13 protein-coding genes are annotated in these 12,164 nt (G+C 59.8%); 10 read left to right on the top strand and 3 right to left on the bottom strand.

The window, feature by feature from the left end:
* The first annotated feature begins 15 nt into the window (after window positions 1-15).
* Window positions 16-495 (top strand): putative 4-hydroxy-4-methyl-2-oxoglutarate aldolase, encoded by a 480-nt coding sequence (locus tag AB5Y86_RS12980; RefSeq protein ID WP_043818759.1) that lies wholly within the window; start codon window positions 16-18, stop codon window positions 493-495.
* 1 nt (window position 496) lies between these two features.
* Here the strand turns inward: AB5Y86_RS12980 and AB5Y86_RS12975 are convergent, their stop codons facing one another.
* Window positions 497-976: a hypothetical protein gene (locus AB5Y86_RS12975; protein ID WP_005338186.1), complete on the bottom strand. Its 480-nt coding sequence runs from the start codon at window positions 974-976 to the stop codon at window positions 497-499.
* Between the two features lie 157 nt (window positions 977-1,133).
* Here AB5Y86_RS12975 and AB5Y86_RS12970 point away from each other — a divergent pair, with 157 nt between their 5' ends.
* From AB5Y86_RS12970 to AB5Y86_RS12940, 7 genes are all read left to right on the top strand, one after another.
* A complete protein-coding gene (locus AB5Y86_RS12970; protein ID WP_005359119.1) occupies window positions 1,134-1,532 on the top strand; it encodes an META domain-containing protein in 399 nt (132 codons plus the stop codon).
* 241 nt (window positions 1,533-1,773) lie between these two features.
* The gene (locus tag AB5Y86_RS12965; RefSeq protein ID WP_005338181.1) at window positions 1,774-2,142 is read left to right on the top strand and encodes a helix-turn-helix transcriptional regulator; all 369 of its coding nucleotides are present in this window, start codon (window positions 1,774-1,776) and stop codon (window positions 2,140-2,142) included.
* 4 nt (window positions 2,143-2,146) lie between these two features.
* Window positions 2,147-2,515, top strand: coding sequence for an arsenite efflux transporter metallochaperone ArsD (gene arsD, locus AB5Y86_RS12960; protein ID WP_201909432.1), 369 nt, complete (start codon window positions 2,147-2,149; stop codon window positions 2,513-2,515).
* 27 nt (window positions 2,516-2,542) lie between these two features.
* Window positions 2,543-4,306 carry an arsenical pump-driving ATPase gene (gene arsA, locus AB5Y86_RS12955; protein ID WP_368193013.1) on the top strand — a complete coding sequence of 588 codons (1,764 nt, stop codon included), beginning with the start codon at window positions 2,543-2,545 and terminating at the stop codon, window positions 4,304-4,306.
* 109 nt (window positions 4,307-4,415) lie between these two features.
* Window positions 4,416-5,480 carry an ACR3 family arsenite efflux transporter gene (gene arsB / locus AB5Y86_RS12950; RefSeq protein ID WP_368193012.1) on the top strand — a complete coding sequence of 355 codons (1,065 nt, stop codon included), beginning with the start codon at window positions 4,416-4,418 and terminating at the stop codon, window positions 5,478-5,480.
* A gap of 89 nt (window positions 5,481-5,569) precedes the next feature.
* Window positions 5,570-5,995: a glutaredoxin-dependent arsenate reductase gene (arsC, locus tag AB5Y86_RS12945; protein ID WP_368193011.1), complete on the top strand. Its 426-nt coding sequence runs from the start codon at window positions 5,570-5,572 to the stop codon at window positions 5,993-5,995.
* Between the two features lie 358 nt (window positions 5,996-6,353).
* The gene (locus AB5Y86_RS12940; protein ID WP_362784281.1) at window positions 6,354-7,562 is read left to right on the top strand and encodes a NupC/NupG family nucleoside CNT transporter; all 1,209 of its coding nucleotides are present in this window, start codon (window positions 6,354-6,356) and stop codon (window positions 7,560-7,562) included.
* 77 nt (window positions 7,563-7,639) lie between these two features.
* Here the strand turns inward: AB5Y86_RS12940 and AB5Y86_RS12935 are convergent, their stop codons facing one another.
* A complete protein-coding gene (locus tag AB5Y86_RS12935; protein ID WP_368193010.1) occupies window positions 7,640-9,739 on the bottom strand; it encodes a hypothetical protein in 2,100 nt (699 codons plus the stop codon).
* A gap of 444 nt (window positions 9,740-10,183) precedes the next feature.
* On the opposite strand from AB5Y86_RS12935, the gene AB5Y86_RS12930 reads away from it, so the two are divergent.
* Window positions 10,184-10,333, top strand: a complete 150-nt coding sequence (locus AB5Y86_RS12930) for a hypothetical protein (protein WP_005338159.1) — start codon at window positions 10,184-10,186, stop codon at window positions 10,331-10,333.
* A gap of 181 nt (window positions 10,334-10,514) precedes the next feature.
* Here the strand turns inward: AB5Y86_RS12930 and AB5Y86_RS12925 are convergent, their stop codons facing one another.
* On the bottom strand, window positions 10,515-11,291 hold the full coding sequence (locus AB5Y86_RS12925) for a BPL-N domain-containing protein (protein ID WP_368193009.1): 777 nt from the start codon (window positions 11,289-11,291) through the stop codon (window positions 10,515-10,517).
* 347 nt (window positions 11,292-11,638) lie between these two features.
* On the opposite strand from AB5Y86_RS12925, the gene AB5Y86_RS12920 reads away from it, so the two are divergent.
* The coding region (locus tag AB5Y86_RS12920) for a metal-dependent hydrolase (protein WP_368193008.1) at window positions 11,639-12,164 on the top strand (526 nt) is incomplete at its 3' end.

Below are 12,164 nucleotides of genomic sequence, written 5' to 3'. Positions count from 1 at the left end.
GAAAGGAATCAAATCATGCTGGATCTCCTGCCCGACCTCTGCGATCAACATGGCGACTTGCTGCAAGTGGCCGACCCGGTGTTTCAGGATTTTGGCGGCAAGGCCATCTTCTATGGTCGCGCCGTAACGCTCTCCTGTTATGAAGACAACAGTCTGGTGCGGGATCTGGTGACCCGCCCCGGTCACGGCAAGGTGATGGTGATCGACGGCGGCGGCTCGCTGCGCCGTGCGCTGCTTGGCGATCAGCTGGCGGTCAAGGCGGTGGAGCAGGGGTGGGAGGGGATCCTGATCCACGGCGCGGCGCGGGATGTGGGCACCCTGGCGACACTGGCGCTCGGGGTCAAGGCGCTGGCGGCCTGTCCGGTCAAGACCGAGAAACGGGGATTGGGTGAGCTGGGGGCCGTGGTCAGCTTTGCCGGGGTGACCATCCACGAAGGGGATTATGTCTATGCGGATCGCAACGGCGTGGTGGTGAGTGCCACGCCGCTGATCTGATTCAGAAGTTGAAACCGACCCCCAGGCTCAGCGCCTGATCGGCAGTTATGGCGCTGACGCCGTAGTTGGCGGTGAGGGAGAGTCTGGGGGTCAGCAGCAGGCTGGAGTTGAGCTCCAGCAGGGTGCTGGCCTTGTTGAGATCAAGATGCTTGATCTGGCTGCCGATATTGAATGCCGGAGAGAGTTGGTAGCGTATCCCCGAACTCATATTGAAACCGGATGTGCGATTCTGATCCGCCACCGCCGGGCCCGCTTCCATAAAGAGGGTCACATCATCCACCACCGGATATTGATAACCGCTATTGACCAGCCAGAGATCAAAACTGTCGCTGTGATGGCTATGGCCATTGAGCAGCACACCCGAGTAACTTTTGACATAGAGAGACGGGTTGGATTGCGGCTGAACCACTGCCCAGTCGGCGGCCTGTACGGCCATGCTGGCGCAGGTTGCAAGCAGTGTGATGATGAGTGATTTGACCATTCGTTTCCCCTCCCTGGGTCCGGAACTGAGCCTAAGCATGGCACATGCCAGCTGGTAGTAAAGTGAAGGGAGATCACAATAAAATCCTTTGGCATGGGCGTCAGCCATGATAAACAGGCTGCCGTATTGATGGCTCTAATCATTAAGAGGTGAATCCATGAACAAGAAACTGACTCTGCTGGCCGCGCTGGCACTGGGAGGCTGCGCTATGGCAACAGGTTCCAGCATGGCTCAACTGCAAGCATCCAGCTGGCAGCTGCAAGGCGCCACCGGCGATACCTTCACCCTGCAAGTGGTCGACGGCAAGGTGGCGGGCAAGGGCGGCTGCAACCGCTATTTTGGCGGTATCACCAAACAGGGTGACGGTGTCTTGACGCTGGGCGCCATGGGCTCCACTCGCATGATGTGCATCGGCGACGCCATGAACAAAGAGACCGAGTTCCTGCAAAAGCTGGAGAAGGTGGCAACCTACTCCATCAACGGCAACCAGCTGACTCTGAGCGATGCCAACAAGGCGGCCCTGCTCACCTTCAACGCTGTGCCAGCTGCCAAATAAGGCACGCGTTCGTCTGATTGCCCCGACAGCTCTGACTGTCTGATACACGCCCTCCTTCTGGAGGGCGTCTGTTTATCTGCGATGAACCCTGTGTGGTCATCCGCGATTGTTGTTCACTCGTCGATTCTCCAGTCTGCCCGCTTTGATGCCAGAACCTCGTATCTTCGCTTCGGTACGTATCTTGATCATTTCGATAATTCTTGTATAGTTGAAATGAAAGGTCGCACCAAGGGGAGTGAAGATGAACAAAGAGATGGCCACCAAGGTCTTTGAATCGCTGGCATCCGGCATCCGGCTCGATGTATGGCGGCTGCTGGTGAAGGCCGGGCTGGAGGGGCGGGTCGCCGGTGAACTGGCCAGCGAGCTCGATATTGCCCCCAATACCCTCTCGTTTCACCTCAAGGCGATGCTCAATACCGGTCTGCTGTCGGTGGAGCAGGAGGGGCGCTTTCTACGCTACCGCGCCAATATTCCCCTGATGCTGGATGTGATCGCCTACCTCACCGAGGAGTGCTGCGCCGGTCATCCCGAGGCGTGCGGCGTGATGCGTGCCGAGTCAGCCTGCTCCCCCCATGTTCTGCCTGCGCAGCCCTGCTGCAACAAGGAGTAATGCCATGTCCTCCATTCAGATTTTTGATCCCGCCCTCTGCTGCTCCAGCGGTGTCTGCGGTACCGAGGTTGATCAGGCACTGGTCACCTTCGCAGCCGACCTTGCCTGGGCCAAGGAGCAGGGGGTGGCCATCGAGCGTTTCAATCTGGCCCAGCAGCCGATGCAGTTTGCCGAGACACCTGCCGTCAGCGCTTTTCTGACCCACGCCGGGGAGGAGGGGTTGCCACTGGTGCTGGTGGAGGGGCAGGTGGTGTTGACTGGCCGTTATCCGAGCCGTAGCGAGCTGGCTCGTTATGCCGGGTTGCCTGCGCCTCAAGCGACCATCAAGGGGATCGTCAAGGGCGGCTGCTGCTCCGGCAGCGGTTGCTGCTGAGCCGTGACGCACCATTCGGGAGAGGCTATGTATCATTTTCTGACCAATCCACCGCCGTTTCTCTTCTTCACCGGCAAGGGCGGGGTGGGCAAGACTTCGCTGGCCTGCGCCAGTGCGGTGGCTCTCTGTGATATTGGCAAGCGCGTACTGCTGGTGAGCACCGACCCTGCCTCCAACGTGGGGCAGGTGTTTGCCACCGAGATCGGCAATCGGGTCACCACCATCGCCACGGTGCCCGGTTTGTCGGCGCTGGAGATAGATCCCCCCGCGGCGGCCAAAGCCTATCGGGAGCGGATTGTCGGGCCGGTACGCGGCAAGTTGCCCGAGAGCGTGGTGCGCAGCATCGAGGAGCAGCTCTCCGGCGCCTGCACCACCGAGATCGCCGCCTTTGACGAATTCACCGCGTTGCTGACCGACCAAACGCTGCTGGCCGAGTATGACCACATCGTCTTTGATACGGCCCCAACTGGCCACACCATCCGGCTGCTGCAACTGCCGGGCGCCTGGAGCGAATTTCTGGAGCAGGGCAAGGGGGATGCCTCCTGCCTTGGCCCGCTGGCGGGGCTGGAGAAGCAGCGCAGCCAGTATGCAGAGGCGGTCGCCGCGCTGGCTGATGCCGCTCGCACCCGCTTGGTTTTGGTGGCACGCGCCCAGCACTCCACCCTGCGGGAAGTGGTTCGCACCCACGAGGAGCTGGCCGCCATCGGTTTGTTGAATCAGCAACTGGTGATCAATGGCCTCTTCCCCGAAGGCGCCATTGCCGGAGATCCGCTGGCAATGGCGCTCTGGCAGCGCGAGCAACAGGCTCTCGCCCAGATGCCGCAAGGGATCAAGGGGCTGGCGCAGGATCATATTCCGCTGCTGGCTACCAATCTGGTGGGGGTCGAGAGCCTGCGCCAACTGCTGCAACCACAGGATGCTGGTGAGCAGGCACCACTGGCAACGTCAGCCCATCAGCCAGCCCAGCCCGAGTTGAGTTCGCTGGTGGACGAGCTGGCCGCCGACGGTCACGGCCTTATCATGCTGATGGGCAAGGGCGGGGTGGGCAAAACCACGCTGGCGGCCGCCGTTGCGGTGGAGCTGGCTAGCCGCGGCTTGGCGGTGCACCTCACCACCTCGGATCCCGCCGCGCACCTGAGCGAGACGCTGGCAGCTAGTCTGCCCCATCTTGAGGTGAGCCGCATCGACCCCCACGCCGAGACCGAGCGTTACCGCGCTCAGGTGCTGGCCACCAAGGGGGCGGCCCTGGACGAGCAGGGGCGGGCACTGCTGGAGGAGGACTTGCGCTCTCCCTGTACCGAGGAGATCGCCGTGTTCCAGGCCTTCTCGCGCATCATTCGCGAAGCGGGCAAGCGCTTTGTGGTGATGGATACCGCCCCTACCGGCCACACCCTGCTGCTGCTCGACGCTACCGGCGCCTACCACAGGGAGATCGCTCGTCAGATGGGAAACAAGGGGATGCACTTCACCACCCCCATGATGCAGTTGCAGGACCCCAAACAGACCAAGGTACTGATTGTGACGCTGCCCGAGCCGACGCCGGTACAGGAGGCGGCCAATCTGCAATCCGATCTACGCCGGGCTGGCATCGAGCCTTGGGGCTGGCTCATCAACCACAGCTTGCAGCAAGCCGCGGTCAGCTCGCCGCTGCTGCAACTGCGGGCTGAACGCCAGCAGCCCTATGTCGAGGCAGTCGAGCAGCAACACGCCAGCCGCTACGCCGTGGTGCCGCTGCTCGCCGAGGAGCCGGTGGGGCCCGATGCCCTGCGCCGTCTCTGCCAGCACCATTGAGTCGCCGCCCCGGCCTGCTGCCGGGGCGGCTTGAATATGCCGTTACTTGTTATAAACCCGTGTTTTGAACCAATAGAAGATGCGAAATTGCGCCGCATCGGGAGCTGTGATGTCTGCAACATGTGATGCCAAGGCCGTGCCTGCCATCGGCTTTTTTGAACGTTATCTGACCGCTTGGGTCGCCCTCTGCATTCTGGTGGGGATTGGGCTTGGGCAGGGTTTGCCGGATCTCTTCAAAGCGATCGGTGCCATGGAGGTGGCCAAGGTCAACCTGCCGGTGGGGCTGCTGATCTGGGTGATGATCATCCCCATGCTGCTCAAGATCGACTTTGGCGCCCTGCATCAGGTGAAGGGCCAAATGAAGGGTATTGGGGTCACCCTCTTTATCAACTGGCTGGTCAAGCCCTTCTCCATGGCCTTCCTCGGCTGGCTCTTTATCCGCGTGCTGTTTGCCGACTGGCTGCCGGCGGATCAACTCGACAGTTATGTCGCGGGGCTGATCCTGCTGGCGGCGGCCCCCTGCACCGCCATGGTGTTTGTCTGGAGTCGCCTCACCAACGGCGATCCCTACTTCACCCTGTCGCAGGTGGCGGTGAACGACCTCATCATGGTGTTTGCCTTCGCGCCGCTGGTGGCTCTGCTGCTCGGGGTCTCCAGCATCATAGTGCCGTGGGATACCCTGCTCACCTCTGTGGTGCTCTATATCGTCATCCCAGTCATCATCGCCCAGCTGCTGCGCAAGGCTTTGCTGAAAAAGGGAGAGGCCCATTTTGACGGCGTCATGACCCGCATCCAGCCCTGGTCGGTGGCGGCCCTGCTGCTCACTCTGGTGCTGCTGTTTGCCTTTCAGGGCAACGCCATCATTGAGCAGCCGCTGGTTATCGCCCTGTTGGCGGTGCCGATCCTGATCCAGGTGCTGTTCAACTCCGGGCTGGCTTACTGGCTCAACCGCAAGGTGGGGGAGAAGCACTCGGTCGCCTGTCCTTCCGCCCTGATCGGTGCCTCCAACTTCTTTGAACTGGCGGTAGCTGCCGCCATCAGCCTGTTCGGCTTTCACTCCGGCGCGGCGCTCGCCACCGTGGTCGGGGTGCTGATCGAGGTGCCGGTCATGCTGCTAGTGGTGCGGGTGGTTAACGCCAGCAAACCCTGGTACGAAGCGGGACTAAACCGTTAACAGATGACCGTTGACTGGTGGCCGTTAACAGACGGCCGCTAACTGATGCTATCTATTTTCTATTCACTTGATTAATGAGAGACACGCAAATGAGTGCAATCACCATCTATCACAACCCGGAATGTGGTACCTCCCGCAACACCCTGGAGCTGATCCGCAACAGCGGCGTGGAACCTACTGTCATCCACTATCTACAGACGCCCCCCTCCCGCGACCAGCTGGTGGCGCTGATCGCCGCCATGGACATGCCGGTGCGTGATCTGTTGCGCAAGAACGTGCCGCCTTACGAGGCGCTCGGGCTGGCGGAAGATCGTTTCAGCGATGATGAACTGATCGATGCCATGCTGGCTCACCCCATCCTCATCAACCGGCCCATCGTCGTCACGCCGCTTGGCACCAAGCTGTGCCGTCCGTCGGAAGTGGTGCTCGATATTCTGCCCGATCAGCAAAAAGGGGCCTTCGCCAAGGAAGATGGCGAGCAGGTGGTGGATGCGAGCGGCAAGCGCCTCAAGTAATCGTCTGAACGCTCAAGTACGGATTGAAACAGGGCCAGCTTCACGCTGGCCCTGTTTCGTTGTGTGAACAAGTTGAAAAAGTTACTCCGGCCAATCGTTTTACCGCTTTTTCTGTGACGATGATCACTGTACCATCGCCGCCCGACCTGCCACCCGGCCGCATCTCCCCCTGCGACGGCGCTGGCGTCACCCGATACATGCTGTCACCCGGAACGTGAATGACCCCAGGATGGGACCCGCCACTAACCTGTAGGTTTGTGGTCTGCGTGTCGCGTGGGTCGGCACCTCTCCCGCCGGATCGCCCGCGACGCCTGTCTGCAGACTTGCCATATGAAACTCCTCTCTTCATAGGTGCAAGATGACACTGTTATTGAGTCTGGTCGGTATGCTGGCCCTGATGTTTATCGCCTGGCTGGCCAGTGAAAACCGCCGAGCCATCCGCTGGCGAACCGTGCTGGGTGCGCTCGCCCTGCAAACCGGTTTTGCTGCGCTGGTGCTCTATTTCCCCCCCGGACAAATCATGCTCGGTGCCATGAGCAATGGCGTCTCCGCCCTGCTCGGCTTTGCCGACAGCGGCATCCGTTTCGTGTTTGGCGATCTGGCCAGCAACGGATTTATCTTCGCCGTGCGGGTGCTGCCGCTGGTGATCTTTATCAGCGCGCTGATCGCCGTGCTCTACCACTTCGGCATCATGCAGTGGGTGATCCGGGTACTGGGCGGCGCCGTGCACCGCCTGCTCGGCACCAGCCGCGCCGAGTCACTGGTGGCCACCGGCAATATCTTCCTGTCGCAAGGGGAGTCGCCGCTGCTTATTCGTCCCTTCCTCGCCGGTATGACCCGCTCCGAACTCTTTGCGGTGATGACCTGCGGCATGGCCTCGGTGGCGGGCTCGGTGCTGGGCGGTTACGCCGGTCTGGGGGTGGATCTGAAATACCTGATTGCCGCCTCCTTTATGGCGGCGCCGGGTGGCCTGCTGATGGCCAAACTGCTGGTGCCGGAGCAGCAGCAGGTGAGCGATCAGACCGAGATCACCCTCGACAAGAGCGACTACAGCAACGCCATCGACGCGCTGGCGGGCGGCGCCATGGGCGGCATGAAGATCGCCGTAGCCATCGGTACTATCCTGCTCGCCTTTGTCAGCGTCATCACCATGATCAACGCCGGTCTCACCAGCGTCGGTGAGTGGTTCGGCTGGGCCGATCTCTCCTTGCAGCAGCTGCTGGGCTATCTGTTTGCTCCGGTGGCCTGGCTGATTGGCGTGCCCGCCAGCGAGATGATGGCGGCAGGCTCCCTGATCGGTCAGAAGGTGATCATGAACGAGTTTGTCGCCTATCTGGACTTTGCCAATATCAAAGCGGATCTGAGCGCCCACACCCAGATCATCATCACCTTCGCGCTGTGCGGTTTCGCCAATCTGGGCTCCATTGCGGTGCAGCTGGGTTCTATCGGCACCATGGCGCCGGAGCGCCGTCACGATGTTGCCAATATGGGCTTCAAGGCTGTGTTGGCGGCGACCCTGGCCAACCTGATGAGCGCCACCCTGGCCGGGATCTTTGTCTCGCTCTGATGAGATAAAGCCAGGCTGCGCCAGTAAAAAAGCGCCCGCCCCATCTGGGGCGGGCGCTTTGCTTTATGGCCAGGGTGCTAGCGAGCGTTCGCTTCCCCCAGCCGTGGGTTGAGGGAGAGGATACGGGTCTTGCTGACCCGGTGGCGATAGATCTCCCGCAGATAGAGCAGCGCCTTTTTCACCGATTCACGGCTGAGGCGAATATCGTTGATGGAGACGAACTTCTCTTTCTCGCGGATAAGCTCCCGATATTTCTTCTCATACATGGGCTTGATGGCGTACCAGTTGGTATCGAGGATCTTGGCCGGGTTCTCGAACTCGTTGAGCATGCTGTCGAGCAGCGCATCGTTCCACTCCTCATTGCAGATCATCTCGATCACCGCTTTGTCCAGATGCTCATCGAAGCGATAGTGATCCTTGGCAAAGCAGCGCTTGATAAAGGCCACGATCAGGGTCAGGAAGTCATCGCTCAGGCAGGGGCTCTTGACGATCAGGGTGGTGAGGGAGATGTTGGCCGACGCCCCGATGACCAGCGCATAGCGCTTGAGGGTGGTATTGGGGAAGAGCCCGTTGAGATGAGACTTGAGCCGGTTGAGATCCATATAGGAGAGCTTGTACTCCTTGGGCAGGGAGATGATCGACACCACAGAGGAGCAGTTCTTGAAGAAGTGCAGCTCGTTGAGGTGGGCCGGGTCATGGCCGCTTTTCACATAGTCGTCCAGATACTCCCGATAATTGCCCGCCTCGATGGGCAGCAGACTGATCCCCTCGATGGCCTGGGTCATCTTGTTGAAGTGGGGCAGCTCGATGGAACGGGTGAAGAGATCGTCCACATTGAGCCCGTCCTCCTTGTCAAACAGGCCGCCGGGGGGCGAGATGGATTCGGCATACGCCACCGCCACCGGTCCCGCCAGACTCATGAAGAGGTCGTTGGCATCGAGGCGAATGGTCTCGCTGATGTCGATGCCCGCCCGGCGAAAGTAGTTCTCGTCGTAGTCGGTGGTGACGGCCTGGGCGGTGAGAATGTTGAAGATCTGCTGGGAGATGTACTGGTTGGCGTACTTCTCCATGGTGTTGACGTCAACGTGCTGGATCTCGCCATCGTCGCTCTCTTCGGCGTAGCGCATGATGTCGTTGGAGATCAGCATCATGGCATTCCAGGGCCTGATCCGCTTGAGCATGCTGGCGTCGCACGCCTGTTCGTTGTCGAAGTGATAGGAGAAGTCCCACTCCTCGGCCAGGTACTTGCACAGCAGGCGCCCGGCATTGATGTGCAGCGCTTCTGAAATCTCGATGCCCCGATCACAGATATTGGGCAGTATGCAGATGCCGCTGGTGAAGATGGGATCGAACATGAAGTGTTCCCCGAGGGAGAGGTGCTCCTCCTCTTCTGACGGGGGCGAGAAGGTCTTGCTCATGTAGGAGTACTGCTGGGCCAGCCCGAATTCGGAGGCCATGCCGGAGCCGGTGCCGCCCCCGGCACTGAAGATATAGAAATAGAGGCGTGACTGGTTGGCCTTGATGCCGCAGGAGTCCACCAGATAGGTATGTATCGCCTGCCACTCGGAGTTGGCGAAGTAGTGGGGGCTCTTGTTGAGAATGATCTTGGCCAGATACTGACCCAGGATGGGGGCGTTCCCCGCGCCCCCCGCGTGGATCTCCGACAAGTCCATCACCCGCATCTTGGCGTAGTCGCGCAAGGATCCACCTTCGCCGCTGCGATTGGAGTGGCGGATGCGGCCATCTATGTCCTTGTCCAGGTCCCCCAGCATCACCATGGGTTCGATCAGAAAGACAGGGCGGGCGCCATTGCTGGGCAGTCGCAGGTTGCGGCGGATCCAGCTCAAGGGGCCAAACTCCTTCTCCCGCTTGCGCTGCTCCTCGCTGTTGAACTCGTTCATGTAAAAGCTGCGGGCGTTGTAAACCAGCGAGGCCACATCCTGGGCGATGTTGGAGCCGCAGCGTCCCAGCCCCACCAGACAGACGGACGGAAAGTTGTGGGGCACGGCGGCGCCCGTTTCACTCTCTCCGATGGCGGCCGGAAACACCGAGTGGCGCAGCTGTTCCAGATTGGCGAGAATGCGGGCCAGATCCCCTTCGGTGTAGTAGAGGTAACGGTTGCCTGCGTCCTGCTCATCATCCGTGTTGATAGGTAGCAGATCGATATGCTCGGTCATGAAAAAAGATCCCTCTTGGCGGCGAATGTATATAAATCAGCAGCTTTTCGACTGCCCGCTAACTCTAGATGATAAAAAGCGGGGGCGCGGTGAGAGGAGGGCGAGAGTTGTGACTGTGTGATCATGGGCACAGCAACACCCCGTAAATCTGCCGGTACCCCGACTGGACGGATGGGGCAACGGCGTCCCATTCCCCTGACAATCGGGGCGACTGCACTCAACAACCTGTTGGCCGTGTGCCGGATTATCCCGCTCTGAGCGGCCTGTTTCCCCTTGCGCTGGCGTGGTGGAATAAACACAAAAAAGAATTTTTAGATTGGTTTCGGCACTTCCAATCGAAAATTTGATTGGGCAGTAACGGCATTAGCGGTGTCAGATTAGGGGAGCAGGTTGGCCAACGCGCCGTCAGCCAGTCTTTACGCGGTCACACAAGGAGACACTCTGATGGAAACACTTGACCAGAAAATCGACACCATGCGAGAAGCATTTATGCAGCAGGAGCGCAAACAGGCCCACGACAAGTGGCAAGCCAGGGTCGAGGAGCTGCTACAGATACGGGGTGAGGAGAGACAACCGGAGGAGCAGGAAGAGTAGTGCTCGCTCCCGGGCGAAAGTTGAGGTAGCGCACGTTTCGTATCGGCTACCCGTTATCTACCACCGATAAAAAACCACCGACCTTTTGCAGGTCGGTGGTTTTTTTATGGATTGCTGCCGATTGGATGGCCTGACTTCCGGGCCGGGCTATGGGGCCAAATCCAGGGGCGTAGGGATGCGACTACTTCGAATGGGTGACGGGCTCTTCGGAGAGCAACTCGTTGACGAATCCAACTGCTAAATGAATATTGGACTCCATCTTGTCGCCGTCCACCGCATTCTCTTTCCACGATTCAGGGGCTTCAGGATGTGGCCCGGAAACGGCCACCTTGCCTTTGCCGTATGAGCTGATCAGCGCGGCAATCTGATGGTTTTGAAAATGGGCGATAACCTTGACCTGCTCGGGGCTTGGCACCGGCGTAAATTGCGGGCCGGCCTGGTAATACATCTGGCGCTCTTCACCAAGCCAGCTGATCGGGAAGATCCTGGCGCTAAAGTCGCCGTCATAATCATCGGATGTGGCAGGGACAAGGCCCAGCGCCGGCACAAACCCCGCTTCTTCAGACCAGCCGGTGGATGCCACAAATGCCCCCCCACAGATCCCGAGGTAGCGGCCGCCGTTCTGCAAATAGGTTTTTAATGCCGAACGAGCGTCCGCAGTGAAGGCGTTGAGCAGCGGCTCAACATCGTCCTCAGTACCGCCAACGATAAACACCCTGGCATGATCGAGCTCTGCAGGCAGCTCCCCGATATTGGAGAGATACCTGACTGGCAACCCCACCTGCTTGACCACATCCGCAATCGCCTTGGTGCTATCCCCATCAGATACCGGCCCGTTATAGATCAGCGCGTACGGCTCTTGTTTCGGCTGTGCAGAGGCGGCCTCAGCCATGCATCCTGTCATTAACCAAAGGCTGATAACGCTCGCAATCCGCACGAGGCTTTTTGATACATTCATCGCTGCCACTATCCCTGTGATATGAACCGAAGAGACTACTTATCACGATCACGTTCTGCATGTCAGCTGCAGTTAAATGAACATTTCAAGTTAACGCACCAACGCTGATTGGGCCTGCGTTCGACACACAACGAACGAGCCAATACAGAAGGGACAAACGACAGAAGCTCGGCTCCGGCTTAGGGGGCTCGTGTAACAGCCGTTTTCATCACTTTCTGAGTGACGCCTCTTATGGCTGATGGATAAGGATTCGAGGGGGAATACAGCAACATAAGAGGGGGCACTTCACCTTCACTTCACCGAGCGGGGGTAGGGTAGGCTCACGTTTTCAGTTGGAGCTTCACTCTATGCCCACCATCGTCACCCACGCTGCCGTACCCCTCTGCCTTGGTCTCGGGCTTGGCAGCCGGATTATCCCGCCGCGCCTGCTGCTGGCTGGGGTCGCCATCGCCATGCTGCCCGATGCCGATGTGCTCGCCTTCAAACTGGGGGTCGCCTACGGCCATGTCTTTGGCCACCGCAGCTTTACTCACTCATTGCTGTTTGCCTTTGTCCTGCCCACTCTGGCCATGCTGTTTCACCGCCAATTTCGGGCCAGCGCCGCCATCGTCTGGTCGTTTCTGCTGCTCTCTCTGCTTTCCCACAGCCTGCTCGATTCCCTCACCACCGGCGGCAAGGGGGTTGGCTGGCTCTGGCCGTGGCGTGACGAGCGCTTCTTCGCCCCCTGGCAGGTGATCCGGGTTGCCCCCTTCAAGCTGGAGGCTTATCTCACCGCTCGGGGTGAAGCGGTGATCCTCTCCGAGCTCTACTGGGTCTGGCTGCCGGGGGCTGTATTGATGGTGGGATTGATGGGGTGGCGGGTGTGGGGAAGGG

This window comes from Aeromonas sp. s8 (assembly GCF_040907785.1).
Lineage (GTDB): Bacteria > Pseudomonadota > Gammaproteobacteria > Enterobacterales > Aeromonadaceae > Aeromonas > Aeromonas veronii.
The sequence above is the reverse complement of the archived record's forward strand: the minus strand, read 5'-3'. Positions and strand labels throughout refer to the sequence as shown.